Raw genomic sequence first — 15,565 nt, forward strand, 5'->3', positions numbered from 1 at the left:
GGCGACGCCCTCGCGCGACGCCGCCGCGCTCGCGCCGGACCCGCCGAATGCCAGCGCCGCGCCCGCCGCCAGACGCCCCCGGGCGCGGCGGCCGGCGCGACGCGGGTCACTCGGCGAATTCAACCGTCGTTCCGGGATAGTACGTGCGGAGGATGCTGCGGAAGTCGTGGCCGGCGCGCGCGCGCCCGATGGCGCCCCACTGGCACATGCCGACGCCGTGCCCGTTGCCGTTCCCGCGCAGGGTCAGGCGCGAGACGCGCCCGTCCGCGTCGACCGCGGCGTCGACGGAAAAATAGGTGCTGGGCAGGATCTCGCCACCGACCGAGCGCAGCACGTAGCGGATCTCGTTGCTGCGCACCACGTAGCGCCCGCCGTCGGTCGACACCGCGAGCGAGGCGACCCGCCCCGACGCGCTGTGCCCCTGCACGACCAGCCCGCGCACCGTCCCGACCGGCGCGCCGGCCGCGCGCGCCGCGTCGCCGCTCGCGTAGCGGCGCAGGTAGCGCTCCATGACCCCCTGCAGGTCGTCCCCCTCCCAGCTCCGCGTCCAGCGGAAGCGCGGCGCGGGGTCGCACCAGTGCCGGTCGGTCCCCGGGATCCGGTCGCTCACCGGGCGCAGGTACTCCTGCCCCTCCCCGCCGAACGCCTCCCCCGACGCCGCGGTGCTGCCGCCGCACGCCGAGTAGTAGGGCGCCGAGACGACCATCCCGCCGAAGCGGAGCACGAGCCCCGACGTCGCCCGCACCGCGCGGTCCGACGCCGGCCGCTCGGCATCCGCCCCGCCGTAGACCTGGTCGGCCACCGTCGCCCGCAGGTCGAACGGGTGGCTGGCCCGCGCCTCCGCCTGCGCGCGCGGCAGGAACTCGGGGAGCCGACTGTACGTGTAGCTGCGCGCCGCCACCGCCTGCGCCTCAAGCGCCGCCGCCTCGGCGGGGGCGAAGGCGTTCAGCTCGAGCGGGACCACGCCGCGCAGGTACTCCTCGACCGGGAGCGCGTTCACCACCGTCACCCCGCCCTCGGCGGCGTGGAGCCGCAGCTCGCCGCGGTACCGCCTGGGGCCGTAGGTCAGGAACGCCCCCAGCCCGATCGGCTGCGCCACCAGCATCCCGTCGCGCCACGCGGTCGGCCCGTCGGGCCCCACGGCGCGCAGCCGCGTCCCGCTGCGCTCGATCGTCCACCCCTCGCCGTCGGCCGCCCGGGCGACCGGCCGTCCGGCGGCGTCGGCCAGCCGCCACGCCCCCGTGGCCGCCACGCGCGGCGCGTCCACGCCCACCGCCAGCGCGATGCGGACGAGGCGCCCGCCGTCGTCGCGGGCGGCGTCGGCGGGGACGGCGCCGGCGGCGGCCGGTCGGGCGCCGCCGGGGAGCAGGGTGGCCGCCAGCACGAGGGTCGCGCCGGCCAGCAGGGTGCGGGACGGAAGGAGCATGGGCGTCGCTGCGGGGTCCGACCCCTGGGACGACCGGCCGGCGGGGAGGGTTTCCCCCTCCCTACCGCTCCGCCGGACTCACCGCCCGAAGCTACCCGCCGTCGACCCGCCCGCCAGCATCGGAAGGGCACGGATGCGTCGCGGCGCGGCCGGCGCGGCGTCGAGCACCCGCCGTGCGGTGGCGGCGAAGTCGTAGTCGTCCACCACCTCGTCGATCTCGACCTCGACGAAGCTCCCGGGGGCGGCGTCGGCGTCCACCCACGTCACGCCGTCCACGTCGTCGGCCTGCCAGGGCGCGCGCGCCATCGCGGGGCCCTCGTCCGACGCCGGCCGGTCCACCAGCACCGTCGTCGTCGCGCCGATGCGCTCCTCGTACCGCTCGGCGGTGATCTCCCGCTGCAGCTCGGTCAGCCGCTCCAGCCGCTCGCGCTTCACCACCTCGGGCACGTCGTCGACCATGTCGTGGGCGCGCGTCCCCTCCTGCGGCGAGTACGTGAACGCGCCGACGCGGTCGAAGCGCACCTCGCCCAGGAAGTCGAGCAGCTGCCGGAAGTCGTCCTCCGTCTCCCCCGGGAAGCCGACGATGCAGGTGGTGCGGATCGCCACGCCCGGCACCGCGTCGCGGAAGCGGACCAGCTTCTCGCGGATCGTCTTCTGCCGCTCGGGGCGCCGCATCCGCGTGAGCACCGCATCGCTCGCGTGCTGCACCGGCATGTCGAGGTACGGCACGATGCGCGGGCTGCCGGCGATCACCTCCAGCAGCCGCGGCGTGATCCCCGTGGAGTACAGGTAGAGGTTCCGCAGCCACGGAATCGACGTCTCGCGCAGCAGCGCCTCCAGCAGCTCGGGGAGCCGCACGCCGTCGCGCCGGTCGCGCCCGTAGTGCGCCAGGTCCTGCGCCACGAGGTTGACCTCGCGCGCCCCCTGCAGCTCGAGCAGCTGCGCCTCGCGCACCACGTCCTCGACCGAGAACGAGCGGTGCTTCCCGCGCATCAGCGGGATCGCGCAGAAGGCGCACCCGTGGTCGCACCCCTCGCTGACCTTGAGGTAGCGCACGTGCGGCAGGTCGCCGCCGTACAGCCGCACCCCGGGGTGCTCGGCGATCGGGTCGGGGGCGATGACGCCGCGCGCCGCCAGCTCGGGGACCAGCCGGTCCACCTCGGAGGCGCCGAGGAAGAGGTCGACCTCGGGGAGCGCGTCGAGCAGCTCCTGCTTGTGGCGCTGCACCATGCACCCCACCGCGACCACGGCCTGGCAGGCGCCGTCGATCTTGAGCTGCCCCGCCTGCACCAGCGCGTCGATCGACTCCTGCTTGGCGGCGTCGATGAACCCGCAGGTGTTGACGAGGATCACCTCGGCCTCCGACGCGTCGTCCGTCGGCGTGGCGCCGTGGGCGACGAGCTGGGCGAGGTAGCGCTCGGAGTCGACGGTGTTCTTGTCGCAGCCGAGGGTGAGGAGGGCGACCTTCACGAGGAGGACCGGCGGGTGGGAAAGCTCGGGAAGTTGCGGCGAGATCGCAACTTAGCCGTTGGCGCGCCCCCCTTCAACCGAGCCCCGTCAGGGGCCCCTCACCCAGACCTCGAGCACGCGCACCGCGGTCCCGGTCGCCGCATCGCGAATGACCAGCGACGTCGTTCCCGCGGAGACGCCGCGCACCACCCCGGCCGCCGTGACCGTCGCGACCGCCGCCCGGCGGGTCTCGAAGACGAACGCCCCCGCCTCCGGCGGCCGGTTCGGACCGCGCGTCAGCACGAGCGTCAGCGGCTGCTCGCCCCCGATCGCGACCGTGACGGGCGACGGCGTGACGCTGAGGTACGGCCACGCCTCGGCCACGGTCACCGGCACGACGTACCGGACGGTGGTGTCGGCGTCGGCCACCAGCACGAGGCTCGTCGTCCCGGGCGTCACGGCGCGCACCAGCCCCGCCGTGTCGACGGTCGCGACCACCGTGTCCGCGATCGCGAAGCGCACGGTGCGCGGCGCGGTGCTGGTCGGCGTGAGCGCGACCGCGTAGCGCACGCGCGCGGTGTCGCCGTCGACGAGCACGAGCGGGTTCGGGATGGCGGTGATGTTGGTGACCACCGGCCCGCGCTGCACGACCGTGACGGTTCCCGCCGCGAACAGGCTCGGCGCGACGCGTAGCCGCCCGAACACGGTGGTCACGCCAGGGCGCAGCCCCTCCACGACACCGAGCGAGTCAACGCGCGCGATCGTGGTATCGGCGACCTGGTAGACGACGCGCCGATCTTCCGACGCGCAGGGCGTCACCGTCGCGGTGAACCGTGCGGTGCCGCCGACCGCGACGATCGCCTGGGACGGCGACATCAGCATGCCGGATGCCGGGCAGCTCTGCCCCACCGCGACCGGCGCGGTGCGGCGCGCGACGCCCGCCGCGGATCGCACCTCGAGCGTCAGCGTCCCCGACCCAGGCCGCCGCGCGGCGACCACCGCGACGTCGCCGTCGGTGCGCACCACCGACAGCACCGAATCCGGCGCCGCCGTCCACCGCACCGCCGCGTCGCCGGGCCGGGCTCCGTCGAAGCGCGCCGCGACCGCGACCTCGCTCCCGACGTTCACGGTGAGCGGCGACGGGACGATCGCGACGTCGGGGGCCGGCGTGGCGGGGACGCCGTCGTCGCATGCGGCAACGAGCGAGGCGAACGCGAGCGGAAGCAGAAGCGCGGAACGGCGCGACATCGGGAGCACGGCTGCGGACGACCCGATCGCGCCCGGCGTCGCGCGCGACCACCCGCACAGTCTGCCCCTCCACTCCGCTCCCCACAAGCGCCCGACGCGCGAGGGGGGCGGCATCCTCGCGGATGCCGCCCCCCTCCCCTGCCCGACGTCGGGCGGCCTACTGCCCGGTCGCCGCGAAGGTCACGTTGGCGTTCGAGCCCGAGACGAGCGCGATGAGCGAGTTCGCCCCCGGCGCGGTCGCGAGCTTCCACGACACGCGCGCGATCCCCTGCGCGTCGGTCTGCGCCGTGAGCGGCGTCGCGGTGCCGTCGCCGCTGGCGATGAACTGCACCGTGATGCCGGCCTGCGGCGTGCCGCCCGACGTCACGAGCACCGCCACCTGCGTCGGCAGCACCGAGCCCGCGGGCGCCGCCTGCGCGTCGCCGGCCGACTTCGCGATCACGACGTTGGTCGGGACCGCGATCGCGTTGGCCGTGAAGCGGATCGGGTTGTTGCCGATCACGCCGCTGTACGACACGACCGCCGACACCACGTACTCGCCCGCCTGCCCGCCGAGCTGCCAGCTGCCCGCGCTGGCGATCCCGTTCGCGTCGGTCGTGTCGACCGGGAACTGCACGCTCGTCGCGCCGATCACGTTGAACAGCACCGGCACGCCCGGCACCGGCTGCCCGGCCGCGTCGCGCAGCTGCACCGTCGGCCCGGCGGCGATCACCGACCCGATCGTCGCGGTGATATTGGTCGGCGTCACGGCGGTCACCGTGGCCGGCGTGTTCGGCACCGTCGTGACGGTGAACGTCACCGGCGGGAGGCCGCCCGCCGTCGCCGTCACCGTCGTCGTCCCGATCACGCCCGTGCCCGTGTAGAACGCCTGGGCGGTGCCGGTCGAGTCGGTGGTCGCCGTGACCGTGGTCGTCGTGGCGGCCGTCGTGGTCGCCGACAGCGTGCCACCGCCGCCCTGCGCGATCGCGAACGTGACCGTCGCGTTGCGCACCGCGAAGCCGGCGCTGTCGCGCAGCTGCACCGTGAACGGCGTGGCCGCGCGCTGGAACGCCTGCACCGTCAGCGAGTCGCCGCGCACCAGCGTGATCGACGCCGGCGCGCCGGCGAGGCCGATCGCCGTGAAGATCACCGGCGCCGTGACGCCCGCGACGCGGGCCTCGATCGTCGCCGTCCCCGGCGTGGCGCCGAGGGTGACGCCGCCGACCGTCGCGATGCCCTGCGCGTTCGTCGTCTGCGTGGCGCCGAGCACGTTCGCCCCGCCCCCCGTCACGACGAAGTTGACGGTCACGCCGGCGACCGGGTTGCCGAAGCGGTCGATGACGCGCACGCTCGGGCCGACCTGCAGCGTCCCGCCCGCGCGCACCGACTGGTTGTTGCCGCCCGCGATCGTGGCGCTCGCCGCGGCGCCGGCGGTGCCGGTGATCACGAACGTCGCCGCGCCCGTGACGCCCTGCGCCGTCGCGGTGATCGTGTTCGGGCCGGCCGTGTTGCCGAGGGTGAAGCCGCCGATCGTCGCCACGCCCTGGGCGTTGGTCGTCGCCGTCAGCCCCGTCCCCGTCCCGCCGCCGCCGGTGACGGCGAAGGTCACCGCGACGTTCTGCACCGGGTTCCCGGCCGCGTCGCGCACGGTGACCGCGGGCAGGTTGGCGCCCGCGAGCGCGGAGCCGGCGGTCGCCGTCTGCGTCTGCGTGTTGCCGACCGGGGTCAGCGCGGCGGGCGCGCCGGCCGTGGCGGTGGCCGTGAACGTGATCGGGTTCCCCGTCACGCCCGAGGCGAGCACCGTCGCCGTGAGCCGCTGCTCGCCAGCGGTGGGGCCGAGCGTCCACTGCGGGCCGGTTGCCACGCCCGCGGCGTCGGTGAGGATCGTGCCGCCGGGGATCGTGCCGCCGCCCTGCGAGACCTGGAAGTTGACCTGCACGCCGGCGACCGGGTTGTTGCCGGCGTCGCGCACGGTCACCGCCGGGCGCACCGGCAGCGCGGCGCCCGCGGCGCCCGTCTGCGCGTTGCCCGCCGACACCGTCACGGCGGCGGGGAGCCCCGCGCTCACGTTGGCGCTGATCGTCAGCGCCGGCAGCGTCCCGACGGTGGCGTTCAGCGTCTGCACGCCGATCGTGTTGCCGAGGCGCCAGCGCGTGGTCGCGTCGCCGGTCTCGCTGGTGACGGCCGACGCGGTGACGACCGAGCCGCCGCCGCCGCCGACGGCGAAGGTGACCGTCTGGCCGCCCAGCGGGCGGCTGTTCGACGCGGCGACGCGCACGGTGACGGTGACGGTGTCGCCCGCGCGCCCGGTCAGCGGGCTCGCCGTGACCGCCGTGATCGTGGACGGGGTGCTCGGCTCCTCGTCGCCGTCGCACGCGGCGACGACCAGCCCGAGGGCGAGGGGGGCGAGCAGCCTCGCCCCGGCGAATCGACGGATCAGTTGCATGGGTGCTTCGGGTGGCGGCTGGAATGTGCGCCCGCGCCGGCCGCCGGGTCGACGCGGGAAGCACCGGCGGCGGGCACGCGGCGCCCGCCGTCCGGAGATGTCGTCATCGGTAGTTGCCGAAGGTCAGCTCGACGCCGAAGTCCTGGCCGCGCAGCACGGCCATCGCCTCCTGCAGCTCGTCGCGCGAGGGGGAGGTGATGCGCACCTGCTCCCCCTGGATGCTGGCCTGGACCTTCTTCAGCTTCGCGGCCTTCACCGCCGCGGCCACCTTGCGCGCGGTGTCGGCGTCGAGCGCCATCTTGAGGCGTACCTCGCGCCGCACGGTGTCGTCACCGGCCGGCTTCACGTCGCCGATGTCGAGGTTCTTCACCGGGACGCCGCGCCGGATCAGCTTCGTCTGGAGGACGTCGAACAGCGCGTCCATCCGGAAGTCGTCCTGCGCGCGGAGCACGAGCAGCCCGTCGCCGCGGCGGAAGTCGATCTCCGCCACGGCGCCCTTGAAGTCGTAGCGCTGCACGACCTCCTTCTGCGCCTGGTTCACCGCGTTGTCGACCTCCTGGAGGTCGACCGAGATGGTGACGTCGAACGAGTGCTGCGGGGGCACGAGGCGCGCGGTGGTCGTGACGGGAGCGTCACGGCACGTGACGCCCGGCGGCAAGCTATCCGGGGCTTCCGGTACCCGCCAGTTCGGGGCCAGCGAGGCGCCGGCGGCGAACGAGACGTGAACGCCCCCGCGAAACGCCGAACGCCCCCCGCACGCATGGCGCGCGGGGGGCGTTCCGTGTGCCGCCGGCGCGAGGGCCGGACGCGAGAAGGGGCCCCGCCCGAAGGCGGGGCCCCTCCCCGTCAACCAGTGATCCCGTGCGGGATTACTGGATGATCGTCACCTGCACCGGCTGCGCGACCAGCGCGTCGCCGTTGGCCGTGATGCCGACCGCGATGACGTTGTACTGGATCGACGTCGAGCTGGTCACGCCACGGGCCAGGAGCGACCCGAGCGGCGTGAAGACGAAGTTCGACTGGATCGTGCGGCCCGTGCCGCCGTTGGCCGGCACGTCCGTCACGAACCCGATCGGCGCGGTCCCGAGGAACTGGTACACCGCCGGGCCACCAACCTGCGCGTAGTAGAGCTCCACGCGGACGAACGGGTTGATGAAGGCGTTCGCCTGACCCTGCAGGTTCACCTGGAAGGTGCCGCTGGTCGGGGCGTTGGCCGTGTTGCCGAGCGAGATCTGGTTCGGGTAGGCCGCCGCGTTGTTGAAGAACACGAGGCCGAACCCGTTCACGTCGCTCGTCTGGTTGCCCGTGTCGAAGATCTGGCCGTTGAAGCCGGTCTGCGAGACGTTGCCGGCCGGGATGGCCAGCGTGGCCGTGCCCTGGTTCGCCGGGGCGGCCGGGGCGAGCGCCGCGTCCGTGACCACCGCGAGGATCGACGACGCCAGGTTGCCCTGGCCCGGGACCGTCGGGGCGCTCGTGCCCGCGTCCGTGAACGTCACGGAGCGGATGAACGACGGGACGTTGATCGCGATCGAGTTGTTGACCGACGCCGTGATCGTGCCGAACGGCGAGCCGAGCTGGGTCAGCGACTGCGTGTACGCGATCTGGAACGTGCCGGCACCGAAGCCAGCCGGAGCCGCGCCGTAGCCGATCTGCGCGTACGCCTGGCCGAGCTCGAGGTTGTCCGTCGCGCCCGTGGTGAACTGCGCCGGGGCGTTCCCCGTGAGGGTCTGCGGCAGCGAGATGCCCTGGACCGTCGGCGGGGTGATGTCGACGTAGCGCGTGACCGTGGCAGTGGTGCTCAGGTTACCCGCCTGGTCGCGCGTGCGGATCGTGAACTCGTACTGACCCGTGAGGCCCGTGGTCAGCGAGAGCGTGCTCAGGCCGGCGACCGGGATGAAGTCGCAGGCGCCCGTGACGGTCGTGTTGTCGGTCGTGAAGACCGCGCCACCACCGATCACCTCGGTGAAGCAGTACGTCGACACCGACGCCGTCGGCGTGCCGTTGCCCGAGCCACGCGCCTGGCGCGTGCCGCGGATCTCGATCGGCTGCGAGCCGAAGCCGATGTCGTCCGAGTAGGCGAGGTTGATCTGGAACGGGACCGAGCCCGCGTTCGCCGCGTTCACGACCACGCCGTTGATCGTGCTGGCGTTCGAGACCGTGAGCGTCGGGGCCGACAGGTCGACGCCGAACGTCAGCGGCGTGCCCGCGGTCGCGATCTGACCGGTGGTCGCGTCGACGCCGATGGCGCCCTGCTGGACGAGCTGGTTGCGGGCGTTGCCGAGCACGTCGACGTAGCGAGCGATCGCCGAGTACGCCGTGTTCTGGTTCGCCGCGGCCAGCTGGCCGCCGTTCGAGAACTGCGTGCCGCCGTTGAAGACGTTGGCCGCGGTGAGCGACGACAGGTTCGCGTTGAGCTGCGCGAAGAACGTCGTGGTCACGCGGTCGACGCCGCCGAAGTCACCGTTCGCCGTCTGGTTCGTGCCCGAGAAGTTCGGGCCGGCCAGCGTGTTGTTGAACTGCGGCGCGAAGTTGCGCGTCGCGAGCGAGGCCGTCGGGTCGTTCACCGCGAACGCGCCGCCGATGAAGCCGACGAACGAGCCCGGGATCGCCGTGAACGAGTTCGCCTGCGTGACGAACGAGGTCGCCGGCTGCGGCGCCTGGTTGTCGATGTTCAGGACGAACGACGCCGGCGTCTGGTTCGTGCCGGAGGTGACCGTCTGCTGCGTGCCGTTGAGGAACGCGCTCAGCACGCCGGCCGAGTTGGTCACGTTGAAGCCGACGCCCGAGATCACGACCTGGGTGCCGTTCGGGCCCGACGTGTAACCGTCGATGTTGTTCGCCGAGGCGGCCGCGGTGAGCGAGCGCGCCGCGACGTTGCCGAGGGCGGTCGTCTGCGTGCCGGCCGAGACGCCCGAGGGCTGCGTGGCCGTGCGACCCGGGAACGTGATGATCGTCGCGCCCGACGCCGGCGCGATCGCGCTGGCCGAGCGGGCCGGACCGAACGTGCCGCTCGGGAGCAGGTCGACACGGACCGAGTCCGAAGCGTTGTTGCCCGTCGCGGCCGAGTCGAACTGCACCGGCAGGATCGCGAAGCGGAGCGTGCCGGCGACCCAGTTACGGCCGTCCGGGCCCTGCGCGGTGCCGCGGGCGTTCACGAGCGCCTGCAGCGAGTCCGGCGTGTTCGTCACGCGGACGAAGAAGCCGCTCAGGTTGTTGATCGTGAGCGTCTGCGTGAACTGCGCGATCTGCGACGCCGACGCCGTGCTGCCCGGGAACACTCCCGTCACGCGGGCGCGCAGGACCGCCGAGCCGTTCCGGATGCCCGGGATGCCCGTGGTCGTGTCGAACGCGGCGAGGTTGATCGGGCAGGTGATCGGCTGGACGTCCGCCGACCCGGTCGACAGCGCGAGGCGGTAGGCCTCGGACTGCGCCGACGAGATGATCTGGCTGCAGACCCGGTTCGTCGTGTCGTTCGGGCTCGCGGCCGGCGTGAGGAACACGTCGACGCGGCGGACGATCGCGTCGCCCGGATCCAGGTTGAGCGTCACGAAGATCGAGCCCGTCCGGTTGTTCCCGGTCGCGTTCGTCCCGATCGGCTGCGTGATGTCGACCAGCTGCGTCGTGTTCTGGTTCGTCACGTTCGCGATCGTGATCCGGACCGGGGCCGCGTCGCGGACCGTGACCGGGACGACCGTCTGGAAGGCCGTGTCGGCCGTCGAGCGGACGATGATCGACGTCGTGCCGTTGGCGACGCCCGTCACGAGACCCGTGGCGGAGACCGTGGCGACGGCGTTGTTCGCCGACGTGTAGGTCACCGTGCGGGCCGTGCCGGCCGGCGCGTTCTGCTGGAGCTGGACGTTCGCCGCGAGCTGCTGCGTCTGGCCCGTCTGGAGCGTGACCGGGTTCGGCGTGACAGTGATCGACTGGATGAACGCGCCCGCCGGGGCGACCGTGATGGTCGCGGCGGCCGTCAGCGACGGGACGCCGGCCGGGCTGGCGATGATCGTCGCGACACCCGCCGAGACGCCGCGCACGACGCCGCTCACCGAGTCGACGGTGGCGATCGCCGGCTGGGCCGAGCGGTAGCGCGCCGCCGGCAGCGTGCCGGTGCCGAGGATCGTGGCGTTGACCGTGACCGTGCCGCCGATGGCGACCGAGGCGGCCGTCGGGGCGATCAGGATGCCCGTCGCCGGGCCGGTGCCCTGCGTGACGTTGACCGGGACCGTGACGGTCTGGCCGTTGGCCGTGACCGTCACCGAGTAGGCGCCGGCCGTGGCGCAGGTGATCGTAGCGGTCGCGCCGTTGCCGGCGACCGTGATGCCGGTCCCGCTCGCCTGGTACGCGAACGTCGCGCCCGTGACCGACGGGCTGAGCGACGCGCCGATGGCAACCTGACCACCCGTCTGGCAGCTGACGGACGTCGGGTTGACCGTCAGCTGCGACGGCGGCTGGACGACGCTGACGTCGTCACCGCACGCCGCGAGGCCGAAGCCCGCGACGCCGATGGCGACCGAGCGCCAGTTGACGAGTCTCATTCGTTAGTTCCTCTGGTGCTTCAGGAGACTGTGAGGGCTGCTGCCCCCGGGGACGGTACTGCGGAACTGCGGTGGAACGAGGACCTGCGGTGGTGCGGGGTCTTACGTCGTGCGCCCCGCGACATGCAGCGGGCCGTCGTAGCGGACCGGATGGTCCGTCACGGCAGCCCCCCGACGTCGAAGGGGTGGTACGTGCTCTCGCGACTCACAGCGTTCGTGCAGGACGTCGAAGGCACCTCCTTGCGAAGGACACACTTCGCCCCACGGGGGGACACTGTGGCACGGTCGCCGCAAGGTACCCGGGAGGTCCCGATTGTCAAGCTTGGCAGGGTCGCCGCGAACGGGTGCGCCATGGCCAACAACGTGACGGCTCGCGTGGGTTCTGCGGGCGCGACACCCATGGACGATCGAGTCGCGCGGAGGATTCATCCCGCCTGCGACCCGCGTCACCGGACACCGGCCCTACCTGCCCGGCGACCGCCCCGTCACACCGTGCGCGCCCTTCCCGGCGACGGGCGCCCGCCGCTGGGCAAGCGTCGTGCGCGGACGTGCGTGCGCCCCCGAGGCGTCGTGCCCCGGGGGCGCACATTCCATCCGGCTCGAACGCGGCGGATCAGCCGAGGAAGCTCTCCAGCGCCCGCGCGCGCGAGACGTGGCGCAGGCGCGAGAGCGCCTTCTCCTTGATCTGGCGCACCCGCTCGCGCGTGATGCCGAGGAGCGCGCCGATCTGCTCGAGCGTCATCGGCTCCTCGCCGTCCAGGCCGAAGTAGAGGCGCAGGATCTTCGCCTCGCGCTCCTTGAGCGACGCCAGCGACTCCTCGATCGCCTCCGTCAGCGCCTTCTCGAACGTCTGCTCGTCGGGCGGCGCCGAGACGTCGTCGGCGAGGTAGTCGAGCAGCCGGTTGTCCTCACCGGGCGTGAGCGGCGCGTCGAGCGAGAGGTGCCCCTGCGAGATGGCCATCGTCTTGGCCACCTCCTCCTCGGTCAGCTCCATCCCCTCGGCGATCTCCGCGTGCGTCGCCTCGCGCCCCAGCTCCTGGAGCAGCGTGTTGGCGCGCTTGCCGATCCGGTGGAGCGTCCCCGCCCGGTTGAGCGGCACGCGCACGATGCGACTCTGCTCGGCCAGCGCCTGCAGGATCGCCTGGCGGATCCACCAGACCGCGTAGGAGATGAACTTGATCCCCTTCGTCTCGTCGAACTTGTGGGCGGCCCGGATCAGCCCGAGGTTCCCCTCGTTGATCAGGTCCGAGAGCGAGACGCCCTGGTTCTGGTACTTCTTCGCGACCGAGACGACGAAGCGCAGGTTCGAGCGCACCAGCTTGTCGAGCGCCCCCTGGTCGCCGACGCGGATGCGGCGCGCCAGCGCCGCCTCCTCGTCCCGGTTGATGAGGGGGTACGCGCTGATGTCGCGGAGGTACTGGTCGAGCGACCCTTCCTCCGACCCGTGACGCTTGCGGGGTACGCTTTGGACGGCCATAGAGGCCCTGCTCCTGAACCACGGTGCTCCCCGTCCGGAACCGCGTCGTCGCGGGTCGTGGACGCCCTGCGGGCGATGCGACGGCCGTGAGGGAGACGGCCGCCCGCACGGGCGGGGGACCGGAGGTCCCGCGCGCCGCACGCTGACAATGGTCTATCGGTTTTTCCGCGATCTACCGGACACGTGCGCCCAGCCGCGACCACCGTACGGCGGTCAGCCAGTCCAGGCGACGGGCACTGTCAGGAGCGTAGCTGTAATAGACGAGCAGCGGACGACCTCGCAAGAGTGAGTCGGGGACGAAGCCCCAGTACCGACTGTCGAGCGAGTTGTCCCGGTTGTCGCCCAGCACGAAGAAGCTCCGGGCGGGGACGACCAGCGGGCCCCAATTGTTACGCGACGGGTGGTCGCCGGGATTCCGATTGGGCCGCGCGCTCGGCGCCCGCGCCGCGATGGCCACCCCGGCGCCCCCCGCCTCCAGCCCCTCGTCGAGCGTCGCCGGCCGCGGCACCTCCGCCCACGCGTCGCGCGGCCCGCCGCGCCGCGGCGCGACGTCGCGCAGCGCGAAGTCCCGCTGCCAGCGGAAGTCCTCGTACGACGGGTCGGCCCCGGGCTCGGTGTGCGTCGCGTAGCGCTCCTGCTGCGCCGCGCCGTTCACGAAGAGCACCCCGGCCCGCATCGCCAGCGTGTCGCCCGGCAGCCCGACCAGCCGCTTCACGAAGTTCTTGCGCGTGTCGGTCGGCCACTGGAAGACGACGACGTCGCCGCGCGACGGCGCGCGCAGGCGCGGCAGGTGCGACCCGGTGAGGGGGACGGCCGCGCCGTACACCAGCTTGTCGACGAGCAGGAAGTCGCCGACCAGCAGCGTCCCCTCCATGCTCCCGCTCGGAATCTTGTACGCCTCGACCAGGAACGCCCGCACGAACACGAACAGGGCGACGGCGAGGATGAAGACCTTCGACCACTCCCAGAACCAGCCGAGGGAGAGCCGCGCGCCGCGGTTCACCTGGTCCAGCGCCGCCGCGCGCGCGGCCGCCGAGACGCGCGGTTCGGCCTCCGCGTCCGCGGGGAGGGCTCCGGTCCCGAGTTCCATGGGTGGGCGGCGAGGACGGCGGGCGGGACGTGGCGGCATGTCGCGGCCACACCACGGCTCGCGACCCATTTGGATCTAGCCGACGCTTGTCAAGGGCGCAAGCGCGACGACGGCGGGGCTGCGTCACGGACCTCCCGACGCCCCCCGCCGTCACACTGCTACCCCGCCGACGCGGGGGAGTCGTTCAGTAGTTGTCGATCTGCGCCCGCTGCAGCGTGCCGCTGTAGTCGACGTAGCAGACCTTCGTCTCCGAGTAGAACTCGTAGACCTCCCAGCCGCCCTCGCGGTGCCCGTTCCCGGTCTCCTTCACCCCGCCGAACGGCAGGTGCGCCTCGGCGCCGATCGTCGGCGCGTTGACGTAGGTGATCCCGTTGTCCAGCTCCTGCATCGCCCGGAAGGCGACGTTCAGGTCGCGCGTGTAGAGGCTCGACGACAGCCCGTACTTCACGCCGTTGTTCACCCGGAACGCCTCGTCGGCGTCGGCCACGCGGATCACCGACAGCACGGGGCCGAAGATCTCCTCCTGGTCCAGCCGCGAGCCGCCGGTCACCCCGGTGAAGATCGTGGGCTCGAAGAAGAAGCCGTGCTCCAGCCCCGCGCCCTCGGCGCGCCGGCCGCCGGTCACCAGCTCCGCCCCCTGCTCCGCCCCGACCCCGACGTAGCTCTCCACCTTCTCGCGCGAGGCGGCGTGGATGAGCGGGCCGACGTCGGTCCCCGCCTGCCGCCCGTCGCCCAGGCGCAGCGCCTTCGCCCGCGCCTCCAGCATGGCCACGAAGCGGTCGTGGACGCCCGCCTGCACGATCAGCCGGCTGGTGGCCGTGCAGCGCTGCCCCGTGGTGCCGAACGCCCCCCAGAGCACCCCCTCCAGCGCCAGGTCGAGGTCCGCGTCGTCGAGGACGATCTGCGCGTTCTTCCCGCCCATCTCCAGCGACAGGCGCTTGTGCCGGCGCCCGCACTCCTGCCCGACGATGCTCCCCGTCTCGGTCGACCCGGTGAACGAGACGACCGGCACCCGCGGGTGCTCCACCAGCGCCGCGCCGACGGTCTCGCCCATCCCGTGCACCAGCTGGATCACCTCGGGCGGGAGCCCGGCCTCCAGCAGCACCTCGACCAAGACGGTCGCGGTGTGCGGCACGTCCTCGGCGGGCTTCAGGATCACCGCGTTGCCGCACAGCAGCGCCGGGAACGCCTTCCAGGTCGGGATGGCGAGCGGGAAGTTGAACGGCGTGATCAGCCCGCAGACGCCGATCGGGCGCCGGTAGGTCATCGCCCACTTGTTCCGCAGCTCGCTCGGCACGACGTGCCCGAAGAGGCGGCGCCCCTCGGTGGCGGCGTAGTACGCGGTGTCGATCCCCTCCTGCACGTCGCCGCGCGTCTCCTGGAGCGGCTTCCCCATCTCGCGCGTCATCAGCGCCGCCAGCTCCTCCTTCCGCGCCGCCAGCAGGTCGCCCACGCGGCGCAGGACGTCGCCGCGGGCGGGCGCCGGCGTGCGGCTCCACACCGCGAAGCCGCGCCACGCGCTCTCGACCGCGCGGTCGACGTCGGCCCGCGTGGACTTCGGGAAGCGCCCGACGACGTCGCGCGCGTCCGCCGGGTTCACGTTGTCGAAGTACTCGCCGGTGGACGGGGCCACCCACTCGCCGGCGATGAAGTTCCGGAAGGTCGTCATGTGCTCGATGGCGGAAGGAGCGCGTCGCCGCCCGGGCGCCGCGCGGCGGCAATCTAGCGCCGCCGTCCACCACCCCCCCGCTTGCCGCCCCCCGGGGCGCGTGGCGAACCTGAGTCCGGCGACGGGGTAGCCCGACCCCGGCCGCCACCCCCGCGTCCGCCCCGATGGCCCGCCGCCCAGCCCGCCCCCGCCTCCGCCCCGCGCTGCCGGCCCTGCTGGCGGCGCCCGCCGCCCTCGTCCCGGCGG

9 protein-coding genes are annotated in these 15,565 nt (G+C 73.4%); all 9 read right to left on the reverse strand.

The annotated features are described in order from the left end of the window. Positions 1–106: 106 nt before the first annotated feature. A complete protein-coding gene (locus PYV61_RS09105; protein WP_275830575.1) occupies positions 107–1,426 on the reverse strand; it encodes a SpoIID/LytB domain-containing protein in 1,320 nt (439 codons plus the stop codon). A gap of 78 nt (positions 1,427–1,504) precedes the next feature. Further along, entirely contained in the window at positions 1,505–2,896 is a 1,392-nt protein-coding gene (gene rimO / locus PYV61_RS09110) for a 30S ribosomal protein S12 methylthiotransferase RimO (RefSeq protein ID WP_275830577.1), read from the reverse strand. 87 nt (positions 2,897–2,983) lie between these two features. Then, the gene (locus PYV61_RS09115; RefSeq protein ID WP_275830579.1) at positions 2,984–4,123 is read right to left on the reverse strand and encodes an Ig-like domain-containing protein; all 1,140 of its coding nucleotides are present in this window, start codon (positions 4,121–4,123) and stop codon (positions 2,984–2,986) included. Positions 4,124–4,280: 157 nt separating this feature from the next. Further along, positions 4,281–6,548: an Ig-like domain-containing protein gene (locus PYV61_RS09120; protein ID WP_275830581.1), complete on the reverse strand. Its 2,268-nt coding sequence runs from the start codon at positions 6,546–6,548 to the stop codon at positions 4,281–4,283. Positions 6,549–6,651: 103 nt separating this feature from the next. Next, positions 6,652–7,152 carry a YajQ family cyclic di-GMP-binding protein gene (locus PYV61_RS09125; RefSeq protein ID WP_275830583.1) on the reverse strand — a complete coding sequence of 167 codons (501 nt, stop codon included), beginning with the start codon at positions 7,150–7,152 and terminating at the stop codon, positions 6,652–6,654. Between the two features lie 265 nt (positions 7,153–7,417). After that, positions 7,418–11,083: an Ig-like domain-containing protein gene (locus PYV61_RS09130; protein WP_275830585.1), complete on the reverse strand. Its 3,666-nt coding sequence runs from the start codon at positions 11,081–11,083 to the stop codon at positions 7,418–7,420. A gap of 613 nt (positions 11,084–11,696) precedes the next feature. Then, positions 11,697–12,560, reverse strand: coding sequence for an RNA polymerase sigma factor RpoD/SigA (locus PYV61_RS09135; RefSeq protein WP_275830587.1), 864 nt, complete (start codon positions 12,558–12,560; stop codon positions 11,697–11,699). A 172-nt stretch (positions 12,561–12,732) separates the two neighbouring features. Beyond that, on the reverse strand, positions 12,733–13,650 hold the full coding sequence (gene lepB / locus PYV61_RS09140; RefSeq protein ID WP_275830589.1) for a signal peptidase I: 918 nt from the start codon (positions 13,648–13,650) through the stop codon (positions 12,733–12,735). Positions 13,651–13,834: 184 nt separating this feature from the next. Next, entirely contained in the window at positions 13,835–15,319 is a 1,485-nt protein-coding gene (locus tag PYV61_RS09145) for an aldehyde dehydrogenase family protein (RefSeq protein WP_275830591.1), read from the reverse strand. Positions 15,320–15,565 lie beyond the last annotated feature (246 nt).

It is taken from the genome of Roseisolibacter sp. H3M3-2 (assembly GCF_029211165.1).
In the GTDB taxonomy this organism is placed as follows: Bacteria; Gemmatimonadota; Gemmatimonadetes; order Gemmatimonadales; family Gemmatimonadaceae; genus Roseisolibacter.

What these genes read in the sequence shown, in the direction of transcription:
- PYV61_RS09105 (WP_275830575.1), bottom strand. Translation starts at nt 1,426, where the DNA reads ATGCTCCTTCCGTCCCGCACCCTGCTGGCCGGCGCGACCCTCGTGCTG.
- PYV61_RS09115 (WP_275830579.1), bottom strand. Translation starts at nt 4,123, where the DNA reads ATGTCGCGCCGTTCCGCGCTTCTGCTTCCGCTCGCGTTCGCCTCGCTC.
- PYV61_RS09120 (WP_275830581.1), bottom strand. Translation starts at nt 6,548, where the DNA reads ATGCAACTGATCCGTCGATTCGCCGGGGCGAGGCTGCTCGCCCCCCTC.
- PYV61_RS09130 (WP_275830585.1), bottom strand. Translation starts at nt 11,083, where the DNA reads ATGAGACTCGTCAACTGGCGCTCGGTCGCCATCGGCGTCGCGGGCTTC.
- PYV61_RS09135 (WP_275830587.1), bottom strand. Translation starts at nt 12,560, where the DNA reads ATGGCCGTCCAAAGCGTACCCCGCAAGCGTCACGGGTCGGAGGAAGGG.
- lepB (WP_275830589.1), bottom strand. Translation starts at nt 13,650, where the DNA reads ATGGAACTCGGGACCGGAGCCCTCCCCGCGGACGCGGAGGCCGAACCG.
- PYV61_RS09145 (WP_275830591.1), bottom strand. Translation starts at nt 15,319, where the DNA reads ATGACGACCTTCCGGAACTTCATCGCCGGCGAGTGGGTGGCCCCGTCC.